Genomic DNA, 21,412 nt, shown 5'->3' with positions numbered 1-21,412 from the left:
AAATGCGTGAATACAAGATTGCCGCCATTCCCGCCGATGGTATCGGTCCGGAAGTTATCGCAGCTGGCCTGCAGGTTCTGGAGGCGCTCGAGAAGCGCAGCGGAGACTTCAAGATCCAGTCGGAAACGTTCGATTGGGGTTCGGATTACTACAAGAAGCATGGCGTGATGATGCCAGCGGACGGTCTGGAGACGCTGAAGAAATTCGACGCAATCTACTTCGGCGCAGTTGGAGCGCCCGACGTTCCTGACCACATCACCCTCTGGGGCCTTCGCCTCCCCATCTGCCAGGGCTTCGACCAGTACGCGAACGTACGACCGACAAAGATTCTCCCTGGCATCACTCCGCCGCTGCGCAACTGCGGTCCTGGAGATCTCGATTGGGTCATCGTTCGTGAGAATTCGGAAGGCGAATATTCCGGCCATGGAGGCCGCGCCCACAAGGGCCTTCCAGAAGAGGTAGGAACCGAGGTCGCCATTTTCACACGGGTCGGAGTGACACGCATCATGCGCTACGCGTTCAAGCTCGCACAATCTCGTCCACGCAAGCTGCTCACCGTCGTCACTAAGTCCAACGCGCAGCGACATGGCATGGTCATGTGGGACGAGATCGCGGCAGAAGTCTCCAAGGAATTTCCGGACGTGACCTGGGACAAGATGCTGGTCGACGCCATGACTGTCCGAATGACACTGAAGCCACAGAGCCTCGATACGATCGTCGCGACGAACCTGCATGCCGACATCCTCTCGGATCTTGCTGGCGCACTTGCGGGCTCGCTCGGCGTCGCTCCGACCGGAAACATTGATCCGGAGCGTCGATTTCCGTCGATGTTCGAACCGATCCACGGCTCGGCTTTCGACATCACGGGAAAGGGCATCGCAAACCCGATCGCCACTTTCTGGACGGCAGCGCAGATGCTCGAACATCTTGGAGAACCCGGGGCGGCGGCACGGTTGATGAGCGCGGTCGAACGCGTGACCGACGCGGGCATCCTCACACCTGACGTCGGCGGCACGGCCACCACGAAGCAGGTGACCGACGCGGTCTGCGAAGCCATCGCCGGATCCAACATCCTGAAGATGGCAGCGGCCGAATGAGCTGGAACGACGCTTCAGCCCGCCGGGTGCTGCGCCGCATGTTCGACGCAGCAGTAGCAAGTGCGGATCCGAGCAAGGTGGTCGCCCAGCATCTTCCGGATCGCCCTCGCAGCCGATGCGTCGTAGTCGGAGCGGGCAAGGCATCCGCCGCCATGGCGGCTGCCTTGGAAGCCGCCTGGAGCGACGTCGAACTGAGTGGCGTGGTAGTGACGCGTTATGGCCACGCGGTGCCCGCCGGGCGTATCGAGATCATCGAGGCGGCACATCCGGTTCCTGACGAAATGAGCGTGAGGGCAGCCGATCGTATTCTGACGAGCCTTCGTGGGCTCGGTCCCGACGATCTTGTCGTGGCCCTGATATCGGGCGGCGGGTCCTCGCTCCTCGTCTCGCCCGCAGACGGCATGACGCTCGCAGACAAGCAGGCCGTCAACCGGATGCTCCTCGCAAGCGGCGCGACGATCTCGGAAATGAATATCGTCCGGAAGCAACTTTCCGGAATCAAAGGAGGACGCCTTGCTGCTGCCGCCTACCCGGCGCGAGTTGTCACCTTGGTCATTTCGGATGTTCCTGGCGACGAACCGTCGCAGATCGCTTCCGGCCCGACCGTGGCGGACGGGACCACCGTCGACGATGCGAGGGAGATCATTTCGCGTTACCGGCTCACTGCCGCCGGCTGCTCGAGCGGTTCTGGACAGGGGTGGCTCTGCCCTTCTCAAAATGCCCACCGACCTGGAGGTCAGACTTATCGCGTCGCCGTCCATGGCGCTGGATGCTGCCACGCAGGTTGCCCGCGAAGAAGGAATCGCGCCCATCATCCTGGGCGACGCGCTTCAGGGCGAGGCAAGAGAAGTCGGCACGGTTCTCTCCGGCATTGCGATCTCGGCGAAGACAAAAGGACATCCGATCAACGGTCCGGCGGTCATTCTGTCCGGCGGAGAAACATCGGTCTCACTTCCAAAGGATTCGACCGGGCGCGGCGGCAGGAACACCGAGTTCCTTTTGAGCCTGGCGATAGGACTGGACGGCGTAAAGGGCGTCTGGGCGATCGCCGGCGATACCGACGGAATCGACGGAGCAGAGGATGCCGCTGGCGCAATCGTCACGCCCGACACTCTCACACGCATCGCGGCTTCGGGCGTCGCTCCTCGTTCGGTTCTTGCCAGGCACGACAGCTACAGCGCCTTTTCGGCGATCGGTGACCTCGTGGTCACAGGTCCAACCCTCACCAATGTCAACGACATCCGCGCAATCCTTATAGGGTAAAGGCATCATGTTTATCCGAAGCAATCGCCGAGCGAAGATAGTCGCGGCGGCATGGTATCGTGCCGACGCCGACTCGTGCGGAGGCTTCCGATGTCGCGGGAGCGATTTATGACGGTGCCGACGCCGTGATGCTCTCGGCCGAATCTGCAACCGGCTCCTATCCGATGGAAACAGTGGCGATGATGGATCCCATTATCGAAAAGACGGAGAAGCACAAACCTTATCGTCCGATTCTGGAAGCGACCGAGCCTGGTGTCGACGCGACACCTTCCCACGCGGTGGCTGCTGCAGCCGCTAGTGTTGCGGCCTCGATCGGAGCACCGGTCATCGTTCCGTTCGTTGGAGCCGCTGCACGCATGCATGGGATCAGGGTCTGGATAACGAGGGCGAAACGTCCGCTCCTTCCGGGCCCGTGGAAGAACCTCACACGCCTCGATCTGTTCGCCCACAAAGGAGCTAACGGGATATCGCCACACAGCTCCTCGATTGTTGCGACCGGAGGCATCTAGTGGAGGGGTAGTCCAGAGGCCCGAAGTTGAGTTGGCGTTTGGCCGAATATGCGCTTGAAAGTGCGAGTGAAGTGGGAGGCGTTCTCGTATCCAACATCGAGCGCGACTTCGATCAGGGACGCCTTCGATTGCAGAAGCAGGGCCTTTGCCCTCTCCATCCTTACGCGCGTGTAGGCTTTTGCAGGAGACATGCCCGCCTTTTCCAAAAACAACCGTTCGAGTTGACGCCGCGACAGGCGAACGGAAGCCGCGAGCTTGAGAATGGTCATGCCGCCTTCGACATGCTGCTCCATCAGGATCATCGCCGCTTTGACCCGGTTATCTTCGTATTCGTCGTGCAAAGGGCGCCGTGGCTGAATGTCGCCGGCGGAGCGCGCCTTTTCGATCTGTAGAACTTCCAAGGCATTTCTCTCAGCCTCGCGGCTGATATACCGCCGCACAAGGACCGCCGCGATATCGGCTGCGCTGCTGCCGCCGGCACAGGAACCGCGTTGCCGGTCCAGGTTGAATATCCTGTCCGATCGTACAGCAAGATCAGGAAAGCGCTCGCGAAACTCCTTGTAGTGGAGCCAGCTAACGCATGTCTCATGGTTTCTCATTAAGCCAGCATCGGCAAGGATGAACGAGCCGGTACAAAGACCAATCAAGGGTACCCTGGCGGCATCCGCGCGCTTGAGAAATGTGATCGTGTCGTGATCGACAGGGTTTTCCGCTGTGAGAAGGCCTCCGACAACGACAATGTAATCGAACCTCGTCGGATCCACGAAATCCGACGTCGGTGCCACCTGGATCCCACAGCTTGACGCAATCAGATGCCGCGTACTTCCGAGCACTTGCCAGTCCGCCAGTACTCGTCCGGAACGATCATGCTCGTCGCTCGCAAGCCGCAACGTATCCGCGAAAAGCGCGAATGCTGAAAGCGTGAAGGATCGAGCAAGCACAAATCCAACCTTTAGACGGCCAGCGGATTTGCCGACGGCGTCTCCTTGCCGATAGTCTTCTGGTCGCATCTCAATCTCCTTGATACTGGACGTTTGCAGCCCTCACTCACCTTATCTGAAAGCCGTGTGCCAGCGGGTCTCGATCATCCACGAAGATCGTGTTGTGGCCGATGACGCGCGCCCAGCCGCCTATGCTCGGAAGGATGCCCTTATACTCACCAATGTCGGCATTGGCCTCCACCCTGCCCTGAAACACCGTCCCGATCAGGCTCTCATGCCGGTAAGAAGAGCCGACAGCAAGCCTTCCCTTTCCGTGCAATTGCGCCATACGTGCCGAGGTGCCGGTTCCGCCGGGCGACCGATCTATCGCCTTGTCTCCGTAAAACACAGCACATCGGCCATCCGACTGGTCGTTGATCGGATGGTCGCACCAAATCGCGTGATGGACGCCGCGAATTCTTCCATCGTCTGGATGGACTGGGTCGCACAGGTCCGCCAGAGCCTCTCGGAGTCCCCGGCTGAAGCCGACAATCTCGGCCGCGGTCATACCGGCAAGTCCGGCCCAGTTCTCCTGTGGCTCGACAACGGCGTAGTAGTTGCCACCATAGGAAATATCGACATTCAGGCGCCCCATTCCAGGCACATCCACGGCGACGTCCGCTTCGTGCAGATAGCTGGGCACATTGTAGAGGCGAACCGAGTCCACATACCCATTCTTTTCCTCGTAGGCGACGTCGACCCGTCCCGCCGGCGTTTCGATGGAAACACGCCCCGGCCTGCGTGGGGTCACCAGCCCCTCCTCGATCGCGGCCGTCACGACGCCGATCGTTCCAGCACCGCACATCGGAAGGCAACCGCTTACCTCGATGAAGAGGACCGCAAAGTCACAGTCGTCACGATAGGCGGGATAGATAATTGCTCCCGACATGATGTCGTGTCCTCTGGGCTCGAACATCAAGGCTTGTCGGATCCAGTCATGGTCGCGGACGAAGAGTTCGCGCCTCTCGCCGACGGGAACATGTGGCAAGAGCGGCCCGCCGCCGGCAACGACACGCACCGGATTTCCACAGGTGTGGGCGTCGATGCATAAGAAGCTTTTTCTCATATCTTTCCTCGAGTCACGCTGCCCGAGGCGTGCTGTCGCGATCGAGAAGACCGCGGCTTAACCGGTCAAGCAGCAGCGCGACTGCCACGATTGCGAGGCCTGCGCGCAAACCCAGCCCCATTTCCATGCGGGTCAGACCGCGCGTCACCTCGGCGCCAAGACCACCTGCTCCAACAAGGCCCGCCAGGACGACCATGGCCAGCGAGAGGAGAATGCATTGGTTCAGGCCGACCAACAGCGTCTGCTTGGCCAACGGAATTTCGATCTTCCAGAGCACTGAACGAGGATGGGCACCAATCGCACTGCCAAGCTCCACGAACTCGCGCGGCACCTGGTTGAACGCCAAAGTGGTCAGTCGCAGCATCGGCGGGATGCCGTAGACGATCGTGGCAATGATGGCTGGTACGCGCCCCAGGCTGAAGATCATTACCGCGGGGATCAGGTAAACCCACGGCGGCACGGTTTGCATGACGTCGAGGACTGGTCGCACGATCGCTTCAAGGGTCTTGTAACGCGAGCAGAGGACGCCAATGGGAAACGCGATGAGCACGGAGATCAGGACGGCGACGGTCACAAGTGCAACCGTCTGCATTGACGCCGTCCAGAACCCGACGATCAGGCAGAACCCCAGGCAGAGACCTGCCAGGATTGCCGCTCGCACATTCACAGCAAGAAAGGCTGCGACGACGACGATAGCAATAAGGGCAACAGGCGGCACGAATAGAAGTGCGGCCTCGATTGCCGACAGCACGGCCTCCACCAAATAGCTGATCGCGGCGAACAGCGGATGCAGGTTGGTGTTCAGCCAGTCAACCGCCGGAGCCAGAAAAGCGCCCGGCGAAAACTGCAAAACCGACGGGTTCATGACTGCCTCCCTGTTCCAAGCCGGGCCGCGCTCTGTGTTATGCGGTCGAGCACCATAGTCAGGACGACGATCGCGATTGCCCCGTTGATGGACGTCGCGATGTCGAGCGTTCGGATCGCGCCGTAGATCGTCTCTCCAAGACCGCCGGAGCCGACGATGCCGGCGATCACGACCATGCCAAATGCCATCATCAGGCTCTGGTTGATCCCAGCCATGATGCTGGGAAGAGCAAACGGCAGGCGGATTTTGAAGAACATCTGGGCCGGCCTCATTCCGCTTGCCTCTCCAAGTTCGACGAACTCGCTTGGCGTCATGCGGATGCCAAGCGCGGTCAGCCGGATTGCCGGCGGCATGGCAACGACAATGGTGGCGATAAGCGCCGTCGCTGGACCGTAGCCCAGCAGGGCAATCGCCGGCAGCAGATAGATGTATGGCGGAAGCGTCTGGATCAGATCGAGGCCCGGCTCCATGAACCGGTCGAGAGCCGTAAAGAAACCTGCCGCGATCCCGACAGGGATACCGATCGCCAGCGCGAGCGCCGTCGCCGTCAAGACCAGTGCCAAGGTGCTCATCGTTTCGGACCAGAGTCCCATGGAAAAGCACAGCAGAAGCGCAACGCCGCCAAGGATCGCGAACCAGGCGTTCACCAGCCGCCATCCCACCAGCGCGACCATGATTGCGACGACATAGAATGGTGAAAGCGCCAGCAGCCAGAGGATCCCATCGTAGAGCCCCTCGAGAACCCATCTGACGTAGTCGAAAAGGGTCTCTCCATTGTCGCTTACCCATTCGAGCGCGGTGTCCGTCCATTCGTCGAAGGTGTCAGTGAAGCTTGAAATGTCCATGTCACTCAGCTCCCGTTCAGCGGTCAGGCCGCCGCGCGATCGTTGTTGGAGGTACCCTTGACGCCCATGAGGAGACTGCGCGGCGTGACCACGCCGACGACCTCATCGTTGTCGACGACGGCAATGGCGTCACGGTCCGTCTGCATGGTCAGCGTGATCAGCTCGTCGATGTCGGCATCTGGAGTGGTGCGCAGCAGCGACGAGATATCGGAATGTGGCTCGCTGCGCTGAAACTCGCTAACGCTGTGCATCACGGAATGCGCCTTGATCAGATGGAGTCGCGATATGCCCGCCACGAACTCGGCGACATAATCATCCGCTGGATTGAGGATGATCTCCTCGGCAGTACCAGTCTGGATAATGACGCCGTCCTTCATGATGGCGATGCGATCACCGATGCGGATCGCCTCGTCGAGATCGTGCGTGATGAAGACGGCAGACTTGCCGAGCGACTTCGTGAGCTGGCGGAACTCGTCCTGAAGCTGGCGCCGGATCAGCGGATCGAGCGCGCTGAAGGGCTCGTCCATCAGGATGATTTCCGGATCGGAGGCAAGCGCGCGGGCAAGGCCGACACGCTGCTGCATGCCGCCCGACAATTCCCTCGGGTAGCGGTCAACCCAGTCTGCCAGGCCCACTGTTTCCAATGCGGCCTTGGCGATCTTGTTGCGCTCGAGCTTGGGGACGCCCTGGACTTCCAGTCCGAAGCCGGCGTTTTCGAGCACCGTGCGGTGCGGAAGCAGCGCAACGCTTTGGAACACCATGCCGATGTTCTTGGCACGCATCTGGCGGAGCTCGACGGGGGAGAGCGCGGCAATGTCCCTGCCCTTCACAAGGACCTTTCCGGCGCTTGGTGTAATCAGCTTGTTGAGCAGCCGGATAAGCGTCGATTTTCCACTGCCAGACAGGCCCATGATACAGAAGATCTCGCCGCGCCGTACCTGCAGGCTGGCGTTCGAGACGCCAACGACGCAGTTGAACTCCTTCAGCACGTCCTTCTTGCCCAGTCCCTGCTCGGCAATCGATTTCATGGCGGCGGCGGATTTGTCTCCAAAGACCTTCCAGAGGGATTGGCAGTCAATCAGGACTTCATTGGTATCGGCATTTGCGGCTTTCATAGCGATCCCCTTGAGCCAATTGGTGCTGGCTTTTCTCATTGGGCTTCAAGGGCCGCCCGACCGGATCGGACGGCCCTGCACGGTTAGTTCTTCTTGATGTTTTCCCAACGCTTGACCAGGTCGGCATGCGCCGCAATCCAGCCCTGCACAGCCTGATCCATCGTCTTGCCGTCCTTGACCTCGCCGTTGATGGCGGTGATGTCGGCGATCGGAACATAGACGCTGGCCATGACTTCACGGGCGTGCGGGTTTTCTTCGGAGAAACCTTTCTTGCCGATCCAGTAGTAGCTCTGCGGCGGCGGGAAGACGCTCTTCGGGTCCTTGAGGTACTTTACCTCGTATTTCTGGACCATCCACGACGGCTCCCAGATCGTAACGGCGATCCACTCCTTGCGGTCATAGGCCGACTTGAGGGCCGCCGTCATCGCAGCCGTGCTGCCTTCGACGAGTTGCAGCTTGATATCGTAGTCCTTGACGGCGTTGGAAGAGTCACGCATCAGCCCGGCGCCCGGTTCAATACCGATGATCTTGCCGCCGAACTTGTCCGCGTTTTCATTGAGCTGTTCCAGCGAGTCGATCGCAACGTACTTCGGAACCGCGATGCCCTGGTAAAGGCCGTGCGAAACCGGCGAAATCTTCTCGAGACGGTTCTTGTTCTTGTTCCAGTAGTCCTGGGCGACATAATCTGTCTGCGAGGCGAGAACCTGGATGTCGCCCTTGGCAAGAGCGGCATAGGCGATGCCCCATTCGGAGAACTCGGTCACCTTGACGGTGAAGCCGGCGTCTTCGAGAACCTTCTTGGTGATACCGGTGATGGGCGTCAGGTCTTCCCATGACATCGTGCCCATGGTGATCGTCTTTTCTTCCGCGCGAGCAGGAAGCATGCTGATCCCGACCATGGCGGCGGCGCAGAGCGCTTTCCACAAAGTCTTCATTGTTCTTACTCCTAGTTTTCGTTCCCATTCTCGTTGAAGACTTGCGGTGGGCTCAGTCTTCACATTGCGCGGCAAGGGATCATCCCTCGCGGCCTGCACGCAATTCCTGCAACCGGATCACCGAATTGATCCCCAGCCACGCAAACGGCTCTGGCGGCAGTCTCGTGGGCATCGGATGATCCATGTATTTGTCGAGTTGTCCGGAGCCGGTTCCGGTCGCCAACTCGGCGGCCAGCACACCGGCAAGCGTGCTCTTCACGGTCCCGAGGCCATTTTCGCAGCACGCCGAGAACAAGCCCTCGTCGATTTCGCCAAAGGCCGGCACGTGATTGCGACTGAGGCAAAGGCGGCCGGCCCAACTGTATTGGAACGGCAAATCCGTCAATTTCGGAAAGCGTGCATCAAGCGACCGGCGATGAGCGGCCGCCAGCTTTTCCAGGCGTTTGTCGGTGACAGTGATCGTCCTGTCGTAGGTGTATCTTGTGCGAAGGACGATGCGTGAAAGGCCGTTCGACGTGATCTTGCGAACCGTTGCGCCCATGGCATCGGCCGGGAGCAGCGCCCACCGGTCCTGCCCGGAGACAGCGTGGGCGACATCATCCGCCGGAAAGGGAGCCGTCATCGATGCGTAGGCGAATATATGGATCAGCCGACCGCGAAAATGACCGAAGTCCTCTATATGCCCGTTGACCCCCAGGATGACCTTCGGGGCGGTTACTGCGCCCCGTGTCGATTTGGCCGTCCAAGTCCCACCCTCACGCCGTAGCTCCGTGACAGGCGAGCGCTCGAAGATGGTCACAGTCTGCCCAACCCCTGCCGCAAGGCCACGGACATAGTCCGCAGGTTGGATCATCACCGCACCGGGCGTATATAAGCCGCCGAGGTAATAGTCCGTTCCTGTCAGCTCGCGCATTTGCGATCTATCGAGGAACACATGCTTTTCGCCGATGCGCCGAAGCGACTCGCCATAGCTGACGTTCAGCTTCACTCCACGCGCCGTTGCAGCCGCATTGATCTTGCCTGACGGATCGAATGTCTCCCGGGACATTCCGTATTCGTCCGCAGCGCTTTTCGCGAAATCGATCGCAAAGCGGTTTTGTGCAATCTCAAGGGCGGTTGCCGCTTCACTGGCGCCTGAATACTCGCCCGCTGAGAGATTGTGGGGAACATCGATCATATAGCCGGAGTTTCGGCCAGCCGTGCTCTTGGCTACCTCTCCGGCTTCCATGACGACGATCTTGTCGCCCGGCCGGATCTGCGAGAGCCGTCGGGCTGCAGACAATCCCGCAAACCCGGCACCGACGATCAGCCAGTCGGCCGCCACACTGCCTTCCAGCGTACGAATGGGGGCGACGCGTCTGCTGATCGCCTCCCAGCCTGAGACGCCAGATTCAGCGGGAAGCCGCTTGACGACGGTCCTGGTCATCGGATCGTCTCGTCGACCGAGCGATCGGAGACATCGATCCAGATCGTCTTCAGTTCGCAGTAGTTGTCGTGGGAGAAGATGGACTTGTCCCGACCGCCGAAGCCGGACTCCTTGTAGCCGCCGAACGGCGTGCTGGCGTCACCCTCACCAAAGCAGTTGACGGTCACGAGGCCCGCCCGGATGTCGCGCGACAGCCGGATGGCGTTGCGCAGGCTGCCCGTGTACACGGAGGCGGTCAAGCCGTAGTTGGTGTCGTTGGCAAGGGCGACGGCTTCGGGAAGGTTCTCGAATGTGGTTACCGAAAGGATCGGTCCAAAGATCTCCTCTTGGAACAGCCGGCTCTTCGCCGTGACCCCATCGACCACGGTCGGCTCAATGAAGGCACCCTTATGCGTCGCGCCGCCGTGGGCGAGCGAAAGGTTCTCCGTCTTGATGTCGTCGAGAAACGACTTCACCTTCTCGAAATGGCTCTGACTGACGAGGGCGCCAATACGGTTTTCCGGATCGAGCGGGTCGCCTGTCTTCCATTCCCGCATATATGCGCCGATCCGCTTCAGCAGTTCTTCCTTGATGCTGGAGTGAACGATCAGGCGGGATGTGGCCGAACAATTCTCGCCCATATTCCAGAAGGCGCCGTTGACCACCTGTTCGGCAACGAGGTCGAGATCTTCCGCGTCCGGAAGAACGACCGCGGGATTCTTGCCGCCACATTCGAGGACCACCTTCTTCAAATTGGAATCCGCCGCGTAGCGTAGGAAGCGGCGTCCCGTTGGCGTCGAGCCGGTAAATGCAACCATATCAACGTCCATGTGGAGACCAATCGGCTCACCGACGTCCCTGCCGCTGCCGGTCACGACGTTGAACACACCTGCTGGAATACCTGCCTCATGGGCGAGTTCGGCGACACGTAGCGTCGTCAACGTCGTTTCCTGTGCGGGCTTGACGATGACCGAGCATCCGGCAGCCAGAGCCGGGCCGATCTTCCAGGCCAGCATCAGCAATGGGAAGTTCCACGGCAGCACGCAGCCGACGACGCCGATAGGTTCGCGGACCACCATGGCCAAGGCATTCGGTCCGACATTGTTGGTATTGTCGTAAAGCTTGTCGATCAGTTCCGCATGCCAGCGGATCGTATGGATCGTGTCAGGAATATCGACGGTCTGGCATTCACGGACCGGCTTGCCGCTGTCGAGGCTCTCCATGACCGCAAGTTCGTGCCGGTTGCGTTCGATGAGCTTGGCGAGCTTGAGGAGGATCTCCTTTCGCTCACCAGGCGAAAGCAAACGCCAGCGCCCGTCGTCAAAGGCCTCCTTTGCCTTGGCCACCGCATAGTCGACATCACTTGTATCGCATGCGGCAATCTCGGTGAGCGTTTCGCCCGTCGCCGGATTCGTAGACTTGAACGTGTTGCCGGAGATTGCCGGACGAAACGAGCCATCGATGAATGCATTTGTTGGCAACTGAATATCAGCAGCGATCGCCTTGTATTCGGCAGCGGTCAAGGGTTCATGCATGGTTGGCTCCCGACGTGATGTTGGCGACAGTGCGCTTCAAGGTGGCAACGACGGTCTGCAGTGTTCGCTTTTCTTCGGAATTGAGGGGCCGCAGCGGCGCGCGCACGGATCCGGTTTTGAGCCCGATGATCTCGCAGCCGTGTTTGATCGACTGGACGAACTTGCCGCATTCGAGGAAGTCCATCAGCGGCAGCATCGCGGTCATGATCGCGCGGCCCTTGTCGAAGTTCTTCTCGCGAACGCATGCCTCGTACAGGGCGACGTGTTCGCGCGGGAGAAAGTTGGATCCGGCGCAAACCCAGCTTTTGGCGCCCCATGCGAAGAACTCGAGTGCCTGGTCGTCCCAGCCACAGGAAAGCGCAATGTGCGGGAACTTCCTGGCGAGCAGATGAAGGTTGCCCATGTCGCCGGAACTTTCCTTGATGGCGACGACATTCTTCGACTTGCCGACGCGCGAGAAATATTCCTCGCCCATCATCACACCCATGCGGGCCGGGTAGTTGTAGAGCATGATCGGCAGATTGGCCGCGCGGTCGACGGTGAGCGCGTGAACCGCATTTTCCCGCCCCGTCGGAAGCGCATAGGGAGGTGTGGAAACGAGGATCGCATCAGCGCCGATTTCCTTGGCAGCCTTCGCGTATTCGACCGAATCCTCAGTCCGTGTGGCGCCCGTTCCGATGATAAGCGGCAAGCGGCTCCCGATGACGTCCTTCGCGTAAGAAGCGAGGTCAAAACGCTCCTGGTTTGTCTGAGCGTAATACTCGCCCGTTGACCCGCCAACGATAATGCCGTGGACGCCCGCCTCGATCAGCGATTCCAGCACGGCAGCGAATGCCTTCCGGTCGATCTGTCCACTCTCATCAAGCGGAGTGACGGCCGGGGTATAGATCCCCTCGAATTTCACTATGATTTCTCCAATGTTTTGGCAGCCGGACCGCCGATGAAGACGTCCGCCTTCAGTCCCTGCGGCGCGATGAACATCTCCATGTTCTCGCGGGACAATTCCCAATGTTCAAAGACGAGATCGACGACGGCATCCTCGTCATGCGCTGCCAGCGCTTCGATGAAGGCGTCATGGTGTTCGACGGCCAACTGCAAGCGCCGCTTCATGTCGTCGTTTCTCGGCCGGAAGAAAGTGTGGCCGATCCGGGCATGGTCGATGAGCAGACGGCCGAGGCTGGGCTGCAAATAGACGTTTGCCGACATCTCGCCGAAGATCTCATGGAAGCGGTTGTTCTGAAGGACCATGTCCAGCGCATTCTGGTTTTCGCTGGCCCTGCGAAAGCGCTCTTGCGTCTGCTTCAAGTCCGCAAGTTGTGATGATTTGAAGTTCTGGACCGCCAATCGACCGATGGCGGCATAGATCATCGGCGCGACCAGAAAGAAGTTTCGCAGCGTGGCATGGTTCATCGGGATGACGCGCGCGCCGCGGTTTTCGCGAATATCGACATAGCCCTCGCCTGCCAATCGACGAAAGATGTCTCGGACCGGCGTTCGGGAGAGGCCATAGCGCTCACTCAGGCTGGCTTCGTCTAGATCGGCGTCGGGGTCGAGCTCCATTGTCAGAATTTGACGTTTCAAGTCTTCGTACAGGTTGCTCTTCACGGTCTTAGCCATGCGTCACTCCACGCCGTTGGTTGCGCCACGGCTGAAACATGGCACGCATCTAATATGCTGTCAATAAATTGTGTACTTTGCGTACACAATAAAAGTTCTTACAGAATACAATTTGAAGATTCTATCAGCTAACATACGGAAATAACGAGCGAATCATTCACGACGATTTCGCTTCGCGTCACTGCGGATCAGGGTTGGATGAGGAAGATCGGAGGCAGAACTCGGCATTGGACGAGTTGAGTAGTCACAAGCGCTGGCCACAGGCGGCTATCGGCCACAGGCATGTACACCGCCGTCTTAAAGGCGAACCCCTGCGCTCACTCGGCTCCCGCGCGCCATTCACGATATGCGAGGTGAACCTTCGCGCCGATCGGCTGCGGTGGCAATGCTGTCGGCGCAGCCAGTCGTGCGTAGACCCGGCCGAGTTCAGAGTCATGCCCAAGGGCCAATTCTGCAGCCGCGATCCCGGATGCTGTCGAGTTCGAGGCTCCGAGGCCATTGCAGCCGCATGCGGCGAATGCTCCGATGCTTGGCTTGCTGTCCCAAAAGAATGGCTCGAGACCCGCCGCCTTCACTTGGATTGAATTGCCCAGCTCGAAGCAAAAGGCCGTTATCCTGTTCCCCGCAGTTTCCCGGAATTCCTAAGCCTAAGAAACGTTCAGCCGGGCGCTGGGCGGGCTGCAGGGTATACCCGAACGACCTTGCTCTTCGCTGGAGATCGGCGAGGACGCGTCGACGGCAAGTCTCCTCGTAGTGGGAGGCTGCCGGATCGCTGTATTCCATACCGTGCCGCAGGGTATTGTAGAACAAGACGGCAATTTTGCGGGCCGTGGCAGTGACCGCCTTGGCCTTGCCGACGCATGCCAACAGACGCCGATGGAATGCCCTCAACGCGGTCTGAGTGCGCCCAACCGCAACCGCGGCAAGTCGCAATAGCGCCCCGGCTGAATGTTTCTTAGGAATTCCGAAGTTTCCGCTGGCGCCCTCTGACTTCCGGCCATCGATTTAGCGGTGGCGTAACGTACATTTTGCTTCACTTCTAACATACATTCTGCTGATTACCAAACATACGTTTCGCTAGATATCAAATAAGCATAACGCTTGCCTCAAACGAACATTTCGCGGCGATCCTAACAGACATTTTTTTGACACCGTAGCAGACATTTCGCTTAAACTATAACATACATTTTGCTGAATATTGATTGACCCATCCACGGACAGTAAGTTATTGTATGTACTAACTATTTTTATCGAGGAAGATCGTACGATGAACAAAATCCTATATCAACGCCATTTGAAGTCAGAACTGAATGAGGCATTGGAGAATGCCCGCGTTATCAACCTCATCGGACCAAGGCAAGTCGGCAAGACGACGCTGGTCCGAGATATGTTGGAGCACGGCGTATTCGCGACGTTGGACGACGACAACGTTCTTCAGGCACTCGAAACCGAGGCACAGGGCCAAGTCCAACTCCTGTTCGACAGAGCCGCGGGAAGACCGGTTGTCATCGACGAAGTTCAGCGGTCGAAACAGATCGCCCTCGCTATAAAGAGGATTGTCGACACAAATCGGCAGATGGGACAATTCATCTTGACTGGCTCCTCGAATATCTTCGTGTCGGCAGACGTTATGGATTCGCTCGCTGGAAGAGTTCAGACATTGAGAATGCTTCCACTAAGTTCTGCGGAAATCGGCTCGTCAGGGCCTTGTCGTCTGCTTGATTGGGCGAAAGAGAGCGGCGAAGTGAAAGCACTGCCCGAGTGTGTTTCGGTTTCCAGGGAAGAAACGATCGATCGGATCATTCGGGGTGGCTTTCCGGAAATTCGGCCATTGGCCGAAAGACCACGGCAACGGCGCTACAGGGAATATGTCGATGCTATCGTCGACAAAGATGTCGCTGATGTCACGAAGATCAGACGTCCGGATTCTATGCGGCGACTGATCAATCAATTGGCCACCAGGACCAGCAACGAGCTGAACACGGTTGAACTTGGTGAGAAGGTGGGAATTCAGCGACAGACAGTCAGCGAGTATCTCGATATTCTGGAGCGCCTGTCGATTGTGTATCGATTGCCCGCTTGGACATCGGGCGAAGCTGGCCGAGACGTCCGACACCCCAAGTACCACCTTATTGATACAGGGGTTGCCGCGGCTTTGCGTGGAATAACCGCCGACGACTATACGCTCGGAAAAGACCAGACATCATTGGGTTCATTGTTCGAAAACTACATCCTCACAGAACTCCTGAAATCTCTTCCGCTTCAGCGCCAAGAGTGGCGTCTATTCCATTGGCGAGATCGCAACGGACCAGAAATCGACATTCTCGCGGAGAATGGAAATCTATTGGTAGGCTTCGAAATGAAGGCCTCATCGGCGGTGTCGTTCAGCGATTTCAAAAATTTCCAAACTTTCAAGAATGGACCAGGAAAAAACTGGGACGTTATCGGCTTAGTGATCTATACGGGCGACCAAATCTTAGTGTTTGGAGACAAGCTTTTCGCCCTGCCAGCATCGATCTTCCAGTCGTTTCCGGTAAGATAAGCAATCGACTGGAAGAAGCTTTCCGCCGATGTTTCACATGGCCTGAAAGAAGGACGTCTTTTGCGCTTCCAGACGAGCGCTTCCGCTTTGATCTCCTCAAGTCTGGCTTCCAGTTCAGCCAGCTTTCCCTTCAGTTCTTCGACGACCGACACTATGCAATCCAACTCCATCGACAGAGCCGGAGGTAGCAATTTTTGCGGTCAAAATCTTGTGACATTTGCTTATATGAGCAGGGTCAAGACGGAACTTTCGTCAGGGTGACATTTCGCACTCCGTCCTACCGAATTCCGCAGTTTCCCGAAGGGAAGACGATCATTTGTGAAGCGCGGCAGTGAGCCATGACGAAGCCCGGTCGATAGCCACCGTCCTTCTGGATTTCAACGGCAGTAAAACGTTGTATCGGCCTTCCGGCGATAGTCTGGTCTCATCGAGAGCAACCAGCGTGCCGTCATCGAGGAACGTCTGAACAAGGTTGCCCCAGCCCAGGGCAACTCCCTGACCCGCGCGTGCGGCGAATATGGTCTCAGTGTAATGGCTGAAGCGAAGAGAGGGCGTGACCTCGAAGTGCACGCCAAGTTCTGCGAGCCATTGGCCCCAGGAAAGCCACGATCGGTCCTCGGCGTCAGTCTCGATGAACTCGTCGGCCGTGGACAATGGACCCTTGTCGCGCCGGTTGAGGTATTCTGGCGAGCAGACGAGCATTATCACGTCCCCGCGGGAGGCAATAACCGTTCCGTCGCTGAAGGGAGGCAGCCCGAACCGGATGGCAAGATCGACCGCCCCGCTGTCCAAATCGATCTTCTGATCCTGGGACACGACGCGAATCTGAATGCCGGGATTCTGGGCGCGAAAATCGGCGAGGCGGGGAAGCAGCCAGAAAGACGAAAAAGCCACGGTCGCGCCGATGGTGACCACATCCTGGGCGGCCCCCTTGATGGCATCGATTGCGTCGGAAATGTTGGAGAAGCTCTGCGCCAGGGAGGCGCCCAGCACCAGACATGCGGCAGTCGGCTCGATTGCGCGGTGCTTGCGCACGAACATCGGCTGACCGAGCTCTTCCTCCAGCAACGCAATTTGCCGGCTTACGGCCGCCTGGGTAACCCCGAGCTCGCCCGCAGCGATGGTGAAGCTCTTACGACGAAGGACCGCCTCCAGCATGATCAGAGCCGTCATCGACGGCAAGCGCCTGCGAAACTGCATTCCATGCCCCGTCACATTACTCACCGTTATGCGAGCGTGATAATTAATGCCGTTGAAGAGGCTCAGTAGCAAGGGCAGTCTATGCGAATACAGGCATAAGGGGCTCTCATGCTAAACAAACTTCCCTCCTCCATCTCCGCCCTTCTCGACGCTCGCACGAACGGACACTCGCTGCCCGCCGGCCTCTACACGCGTGAAGACGTCTTCGACGCGGACATCGATGTTTTCTTCCACAAACACTGGATATGCATCGGTCTCGACTGCGATGTTCCGGAAGCTGGCGATGCCACTGTCATCGACATTGGCAAGACAAGCCTCATCCTGCTGCGAGATGACGACGGCAAAATTCGTGTGCTGCACAACGTCTGTCGCCACCGCGGCGCTCGCCTGCTGGACGAAGGAAAAACGATCGTCTCAAAGCTTGTCTGTCCCTATCACACCTGGACCTATGAGCTTACCGGAGAACTCAGTTACGCTCCTCATATGGGCAAGGACTTTGACAAGGATTGTCACGGACTGAAACCCGTGACCTTCAAGTCGATTGGTGGGCTGATCTATGCCTGTCTCTCTGACAACCCTCCCCACGACATTGACGTCCTCGAGCACACAATGGTTGAACGCCTTGCTCCCTACGACATCCGCAATGCGAAGGTCGCCCATCAGACGGATGTGATCGAGGATGGCAACTGGAAGCTGACGATGGAGAACAATCGTGAGTGCTACCACTGTTCCGCGAACCATCCCGAGCTCTGTGTATCCTTCGTCGATCTCGACTTCGGCTTCGATCCGGAAACCTTGAGCCCGGAGGACCGCGCGCAGGCGCAAGAGCATTTTCGGCTCTATGAAGACAAGACCAAGGCCTGGGAGGCCGACGGCTTCCCATCGGCCGCCGTCGAGCAACTCTCCGACTGCGCCACGAACTTCCGCACGCAAAGACTGATCATCGCTGGCGCGGGCGAATCCCAGACGCATGACGCCACGGCCGCATCATCTAAGCTGCTCGGCCACATGACGCGGAAGGACTTAGGCGATACCCATCTTTGGGGCCACAACTCCTGGAACCACTTCATGGGCGACCATGCTGTGGTCGCCATCGTCATCCCCCTGTCGGCAGGCAAGACCCTGGTCCGGACGAAGTGGCTGGTGCACAAGGATGCGGTTGAGGGTGTCGACTACGATTACGACAAGCTGACGGACGTCTGGATTGCGACGACCGACCAGGACGCTGACCTGGTGGCACGCTCCCATGCAGGTGCGCTCGATCCTGCCTACCGGCCCGGCCCCTACTCGCAATTCTCGGAGACCAACCTCGACAAGTTTGCAACGTGGTACATCGATCGGATGCGCGCAAATGGATATTGATTTCGCACAGAAGCAGGGCGGCTCAGCGCTGCGCGACACATGGGATCCCGAGCAAGACGACACCTTGGTGTGCTTGGACGTTCATCAGGAAACCCACGACGTCAAGAGCTTCACCTTTGCGTCACCGCAAGGCAAGCGCTTCACCTTCGAGGGCGGACAATACTTCCTCTTCGACTTCCCGATTGGCGATGATGCCGAGGCACGCTGCTACAGCATCTCCTCGTCACCGCACCGTGCAAACGCCTTCACCGTGACGGTTAAGCGGGTCGTGAACGGAAGAATATCGAATTGGCTTCATGACAACATGCAAAGCGGCATGACCGTGAAGGCTCAGGGGCCGCTCGGCCGTTTTGTCTGTCCGCGCGTCGCCGCCCCGAAGCTTCTGCTTCTTTCTGGCGGCTCCGGCATTACGCCCGTGATGTCTATTCTGCGTGGCCTGGCGGATCGCTACGAGCCCGCAGATGTCGTATTTCTTCATGCGGCTCGCTCGCCGGTCGACCTGATTTTTCGCAACGAGCTGGCCTGTCTTGCCGCACGAATGAAAGGCCTTCGCCTGCAGTTTCTGCCTGAGAGCGTCGATGGGGAGCCATCCTGGCCCGGGCTGACAGGCCGGATTTCGCCCGAGTTCCTGAAGCTCGCCGTGCCCGACATTGCGGAGAGAACCGTAATGTGCTGCGGCCCGGCGCCATTCATGGCCGCGGCACGCTCGATCACCGCGCAGCTCGGAGTGCCCGCGAACAGCTACATCGAGGAAAGCTTCGATGCAGCGATTATCGAGGAACCAGCCGTCACCGGCGAGGCCTCGATACCAAACAAGGCTTTTCAGGTCGAATTCGCCAAGCAATCCAGAAAGATAGAGGTCGCCGACGACCAGACGGTGCTTGCCTGCGCGAAGAAGTCGGGCGTGCGCATCCCCTCCTCCTGCTCCAATGGCGTATGCGGCACATGCAAGTCGAAGCTGGTTTCTGGCGCGGTCGACATGAACCACAATGGCGGGATACGGCAACGAGAGATCGACGCTGGATTGTTCCTGCCTTGCTGCTCCAAGCCTCTCAGCGACCTGGTGATTGATCGCTAACGGCTGGGCACGCGCCCGCACGACCTATCCTTTGGCGACAAAAGGGATCGACCATGCTGCTTAGAGACAGGATCTCCGACCAAGGCTCCACGGTGTTCAAGGACGAGCGCAAGCAGGCCTATCTCAATCCGGCAGGAGCCGATCGGCCGCTCATAAGTCCTCTTCCCTTGCAAACCCTCGATTCCGTGCGGCGGTATCGGCTGGACCGCCTACGGTTGCAAATGAAAGAACGGAACTGTTCGGCGTTGCTGTTGTATGATCCGGTCAACATACGCTACGCATTCGACTCGTCGAACATGGCCATCTGGACGATGCATAATCCCTCTCGATATGCGCTCGTTGTCGCTGACGGTCCCGCCATCATGTTTGAATTCGAGGGATCGGAGCACGTCAATGACGGGCTTCCCGGTATCGATGAAATCCGCACGTCAAAATCTTACCTGTTCTTCACCTCCGGTAACCTTGTCGAGCACCGAATGAGGGACTGGGCCGATGAGATCGCAGACGTCATGAAGTCCCACGGGCGCAACAAGAGACTTGCCGTCGACAGGCTCGAGCCGGCGCCGGCATCGGAGCTTTTAAAGCGCGGCCTGGAACTGCTGGACGGCCAGGAGCTGGCCGAACGAGCACGCTCGATCAAAAGTCCCGAAGAAATCGAACTCATGCGGTGGACGATCCGGGTGTGCGAAGCCGGCATGGCCCGCATGTACGAGGTTTCCGAGCCCGGACGAACGGAGCGCGAAATTTGGGCTGAGCTGCATTTCGAGAACGCCCGCAGTGGCGGCGAATGGCTTGAGACGAAGCTTTTGACGGCCGGCCCACGAACCAATCCCTGGTATCAGGAGTGCTCTGACTACGTCATAAAGCGCGGCGAGATGATCTCCTTCGATACGGACATGATCGGGCCCTATGGATATTGCGCCGACCTGTCGCGCTCATGGACCTGCGGTCATGTGGCAATGAGCGACAAGCAAAGCGAGCTCTATTCGGCGGCGTTGGATCAGATCGAGCACAACCTGTCGATCATTCGTCCTGGCATGACATTCGTTGACTTCAACGAAAAGAGCTGGCGCATTCCTGAAAAGTACCTGCCTTATCGCTATACTCTGGCAGTGCATGGGACGGGAATGGCCGACGAATGGCCCGGCATTCTGCTCCACCCCGATTTCGACCAGAACTTCAGCGGCGTCATTGAAGAGAACATGGTTCTAAATGTTGAAAGTTTGATTGCGCAGGCAGGGTCGGAGAGCATCAAGCTGGAAACGCAAGTTCTTGTTACGTCTCGAGGAGCGGAGCGCCTGGACACTTTCCCATGGGAGGAGATCTGAAACGCCTCTGGACGCGCGAAAGCCCGCAACGCGTTAGGATTGGCCGGTGAATGGAGACGGCGGATGAGCGACTTCACCATCTCTTCTGCACTATTTTCAAGATGTAACTGCTATCGATACCTGCTGGAGCGACAGTGGGATCCCTCAAGGGAGACTGTCGCGTTCCTGATGCTCAATCCATCCACTGCGGACGCCTTCAGCACCGATCCAACGCTGCGTCGATGCATCGCCTTTGCGAGGTCGTGGGGGTTTGGCGGTCTCGTCGTTGGGAATCTCTTCGCCCTTCGATCGTCCAGTCCGGGACGGCTCTATGAGCAAGCGGACCCGGTTGGGCCTGAAAACGATCGGTACTTACGCAAGATGTCCGAAAGCTGCGACAGGATCGTGTGTGGCTGGGGTAGGCATGGTGCCTATCGTGATCGAGCTTTTGAGGTTTGTCGAATGCTCGCGACGTCAAAGCTCTACGCACTCAAATTCACGTCGGATGGCCACCCCTGCCACCCGCTCTATATTTCAGGCACAGCCGAGCCGAAGCTATTCCAATGGTGAACTCGCTATCGCCGGTGCCGCGTCCGGTCGCAAGGCCGAGGCGTTGCGCAGCCTCGGTTTTTCGCTGGTTTCATGTGTGGCTAGAGAGACCGCTCTAGCTCCGGCAGGACATCGAAGAGGT

General features: G+C 58.6%; 17 protein-coding genes and 4 pseudogenes. 8 read left to right on the top strand and 13 right to left on the bottom strand.

The features are described from left to right. Positions 1-2 precede the first annotated feature (2 nt). The 3 genes and pseudogenes from PMI09_RS25830 to PMI09_RS32420 form a co-directional block, all read left to right on the top strand. Positions 3-1,097, top strand: a complete 1,095-nt coding sequence (locus PMI09_RS25830) for a tartrate dehydrogenase (RefSeq protein ID WP_007801368.1) — start codon at positions 3-5, stop codon at positions 1,095-1,097. Continuing rightward, positions 1,094-2,360 (top strand): annotated as a pseudogene (locus PMI09_RS25825) (glycerate kinase type-2 family protein). Before PMI09_RS25830 ends, PMI09_RS25825 begins: the two are co-directional and overlap by 4 nt. A 62-nt stretch (positions 2,361-2,422) precedes the next feature. Continuing rightward, positions 2,423-2,761 (top strand): annotated as a pseudogene (locus PMI09_RS32420) (pyruvate kinase); the annotation flags it as partial. 104 nt (positions 2,762-2,865) lie between these two features. Here the strand turns inward: PMI09_RS32420 and PMI09_RS25815 are convergent. The 12 genes and pseudogenes from PMI09_RS25815 to PMI09_RS32880 form a co-directional block, all read right to left on the bottom strand. Continuing rightward, complete coding sequence (locus tag PMI09_RS25815) at positions 2,866-3,879, bottom strand: GlxA family transcriptional regulator (protein ID WP_007801364.1); 1,014 nt, start codon at positions 3,877-3,879, stop codon at positions 2,866-2,868. Between the two features lie 37 nt (positions 3,880-3,916). Then, entirely contained in the window at positions 3,917-4,915 is a 999-nt protein-coding gene (locus PMI09_RS25810; protein ID WP_007801363.1) for a 4-hydroxyproline epimerase, read from the bottom strand. A gap of 13 nt (positions 4,916-4,928) precedes the next feature. Then, complete coding sequence (locus tag PMI09_RS25805) at positions 4,929-5,780, bottom strand: ABC transporter permease (RefSeq protein ID WP_007801362.1); 852 nt, start codon at positions 5,778-5,780, stop codon at positions 4,929-4,931. Continuing rightward, on the bottom strand, positions 5,777-6,625 hold the full coding sequence (locus tag PMI09_RS25800; protein ID WP_007801361.1) for an ABC transporter permease: 849 nt from the start codon (positions 6,623-6,625) through the stop codon (positions 5,777-5,779). The genes PMI09_RS25805 and PMI09_RS25800 overlap by 4 nt, the downstream gene beginning before the upstream one ends. A 23-nt stretch (positions 6,626-6,648) precedes the next feature. Continuing rightward, positions 6,649-7,740 carry a quaternary amine ABC transporter ATP-binding protein gene (locus PMI09_RS25795; RefSeq protein WP_007801360.1) on the bottom strand — a complete coding sequence of 364 codons (1,092 nt, stop codon included), beginning with the start codon at positions 7,738-7,740 and terminating at the stop codon, positions 6,649-6,651. 83 nt (positions 7,741-7,823) lie between these two features. After that, positions 7,824-8,675, bottom strand: a complete 852-nt coding sequence (locus PMI09_RS25790; protein WP_007801359.1) for a glycine betaine ABC transporter substrate-binding protein — start codon at positions 8,673-8,675, stop codon at positions 7,824-7,826. A 79-nt stretch (positions 8,676-8,754) separates the two neighbouring features. Beyond that, entirely contained in the window at positions 8,755-10,101 is a 1,347-nt protein-coding gene (locus tag PMI09_RS25785) for an NAD(P)/FAD-dependent oxidoreductase (RefSeq protein ID WP_007801358.1), read from the bottom strand. After that, a complete protein-coding gene (locus PMI09_RS25780; RefSeq protein WP_007801357.1) occupies positions 10,098-11,615 on the bottom strand; it encodes an aldehyde dehydrogenase in 1,518 nt (505 codons plus the stop codon). The genes PMI09_RS25785 and PMI09_RS25780 overlap by 4 nt, the downstream gene beginning before the upstream one ends. After that, positions 11,608-12,519, bottom strand: a complete 912-nt coding sequence (locus tag PMI09_RS25775) for a dihydrodipicolinate synthase family protein (RefSeq protein ID WP_007801356.1) — start codon at positions 12,517-12,519, stop codon at positions 11,608-11,610. Before PMI09_RS25775 ends, PMI09_RS25780 begins: the two co-directional genes overlap by 8 nt. Beyond that, positions 12,519-13,232 carry a GntR family transcriptional regulator gene (locus PMI09_RS25770; protein WP_007801355.1) on the bottom strand — a complete coding sequence of 238 codons (714 nt, stop codon included), beginning with the start codon at positions 13,230-13,232 and terminating at the stop codon, positions 12,519-12,521. The genes PMI09_RS25775 and PMI09_RS25770 overlap by 1 nt, the downstream gene beginning before the upstream one ends. A gap of 317 nt (positions 13,233-13,549) precedes the next feature. Beyond that, a pseudogene (locus PMI09_RS32415) lies at positions 13,550-13,756 on the bottom strand (FAD-dependent oxidoreductase); the annotation flags it as partial. Positions 13,757-13,907: 151 nt separating this feature from the next. After that, positions 13,908-14,177: pseudogene (locus PMI09_RS32880) on the bottom strand (IS110 family transposase); the annotation flags it as partial. Between the two features lie 322 nt (positions 14,178-14,499). On the opposite strand from PMI09_RS32880, the gene PMI09_RS25760 reads away from it, so the two are divergent. Beyond that, positions 14,500-15,774: an ATP-binding protein gene (locus tag PMI09_RS25760; protein WP_007801354.1), complete on the top strand. Its 1,275-nt coding sequence runs from the start codon at positions 14,500-14,502 to the stop codon at positions 15,772-15,774. A 312-nt stretch (positions 15,775-16,086) separates the two neighbouring features. Here PMI09_RS25760 and PMI09_RS25755 read toward each other — a convergent pair whose 3' ends face one another. Next, positions 16,087-16,974, bottom strand: a complete 888-nt coding sequence (locus tag PMI09_RS25755) for a LysR substrate-binding domain-containing protein (protein WP_037084138.1) — start codon at positions 16,972-16,974, stop codon at positions 16,087-16,089. A gap of 108 nt (positions 16,975-17,082) precedes the next feature. Here PMI09_RS25755 and PMI09_RS25750 point away from each other — a divergent pair, with 108 nt between their 5' ends. From PMI09_RS25750 to PMI09_RS30720, 4 genes are all read left to right on the top strand, one after another. Further along, positions 17,083-18,336, top strand: a complete 1,254-nt coding sequence (locus tag PMI09_RS25750) for an aromatic ring-hydroxylating oxygenase subunit alpha (RefSeq protein WP_007801352.1) — start codon at positions 17,083-17,085, stop codon at positions 18,334-18,336. Further along, complete coding sequence (locus PMI09_RS25745) at positions 18,326-19,414, top strand: hybrid-cluster NAD(P)-dependent oxidoreductase (RefSeq protein ID WP_007801351.1); 1,089 nt, start codon at positions 18,326-18,328, stop codon at positions 19,412-19,414. The genes PMI09_RS25750 and PMI09_RS25745 overlap by 11 nt, the downstream gene beginning before the upstream one ends. Before the next feature lie 53 nt (positions 19,415-19,467). After that, on the top strand, positions 19,468-20,742 hold the full coding sequence (locus PMI09_RS25740; RefSeq protein WP_007801350.1) for a M24 family metallopeptidase: 1,275 nt from the start codon (positions 19,468-19,470) through the stop codon (positions 20,740-20,742). Positions 20,743-20,805: 63 nt separating this feature from the next. Next, on the top strand, positions 20,806-21,291 hold the full coding sequence (locus PMI09_RS30720) for a DUF1643 domain-containing protein (protein ID WP_037084135.1): 486 nt from the start codon (positions 20,806-20,808) through the stop codon (positions 21,289-21,291). Positions 21,292-21,412: the final 121 nt, after the last annotated feature.

This window comes from Rhizobium sp. CF122 (assembly GCF_000282035.1).
Taxonomy (GTDB): Bacteria; Pseudomonadota; Alphaproteobacteria; order Rhizobiales; family Rhizobiaceae; genus Rhizobium.
This window is presented reverse-complemented; position numbering and strand designations above follow the sequence as displayed.

What these genes read in the sequence shown, in the direction of transcription:
- PMI09_RS25780 (WP_007801357.1), bottom strand. Translation starts at nt 11,615, where the DNA reads ATGCATGAACCCTTGACCGCTGCCGAATACAAGGCGATCGCTGCTGAT.
- PMI09_RS25795 (WP_007801360.1), bottom strand. Translation starts at nt 7,740, where the DNA reads ATGAAAGCCGCAAATGCCGATACCAATGAAGTCCTGATTGACTGCCAA.
- PMI09_RS25760 (WP_007801354.1), top strand. Translation starts at nt 14,500, where the DNA reads ATGAACAAAATCCTATATCAACGCCATTTGAAGTCAGAACTGAATGAG.
- PMI09_RS25815 (WP_007801364.1), bottom strand. Translation starts at nt 3,879, where the DNA reads ATGCGACCAGAAGACTATCGGCAAGGAGACGCCGTCGGCAAATCCGCT.
- PMI09_RS25755 (WP_037084138.1), bottom strand. Translation starts at nt 16,974, where the DNA reads ATGCAGTTTCGCAGGCGCTTGCCGTCGATGACGGCTCTGATCATGCTG.
- PMI09_RS25830 (WP_007801368.1), top strand. Translation starts at nt 3, where the DNA reads ATGCGTGAATACAAGATTGCCGCCATTCCCGCCGATGGTATCGGTCCG.
- PMI09_RS25740 (WP_007801350.1), top strand. Translation starts at nt 19,468, where the DNA reads ATGCTGCTTAGAGACAGGATCTCCGACCAAGGCTCCACGGTGTTCAAG.
- PMI09_RS25750 (WP_007801352.1), top strand. Translation starts at nt 17,083, where the DNA reads ATGCTAAACAAACTTCCCTCCTCCATCTCCGCCCTTCTCGACGCTCGC.
- PMI09_RS25790 (WP_007801359.1), bottom strand. Translation starts at nt 8,675, where the DNA reads ATGAAGACTTTGTGGAAAGCGCTCTGCGCCGCCGCCATGGTCGGGATC.
- PMI09_RS30720 (WP_037084135.1), top strand. Translation starts at nt 20,806, where the DNA reads ATGAGCGACTTCACCATCTCTTCTGCACTATTTTCAAGATGTAACTGC.
- PMI09_RS25805 (WP_007801362.1), bottom strand. Translation starts at nt 5,780, where the DNA reads ATGAACCCGTCGGTTTTGCAGTTTTCGCCGGGCGCTTTTCTGGCTCCG.
- PMI09_RS25800 (WP_007801361.1), bottom strand. Translation starts at nt 6,625, where the DNA reads ATGGACATTTCAAGCTTCACTGACACCTTCGACGAATGGACGGACACC.
- PMI09_RS25770 (WP_007801355.1), bottom strand. Translation starts at nt 13,232, where the DNA reads ATGGCTAAGACCGTGAAGAGCAACCTGTACGAAGACTTGAAACGTCAA.
- PMI09_RS25745 (WP_007801351.1), top strand. Translation starts at nt 18,326, where the DNA reads ATGGATATTGATTTCGCACAGAAGCAGGGCGGCTCAGCGCTGCGCGAC.
- PMI09_RS25810 (WP_007801363.1), bottom strand. Translation starts at nt 4,915, where the DNA reads ATGAGAAAAAGCTTCTTATGCATCGACGCCCACACCTGTGGAAATCCG.
- PMI09_RS25785 (WP_007801358.1), bottom strand. Translation starts at nt 10,101, where the DNA reads ATGACCAGGACCGTCGTCAAGCGGCTTCCCGCTGAATCTGGCGTCTCA.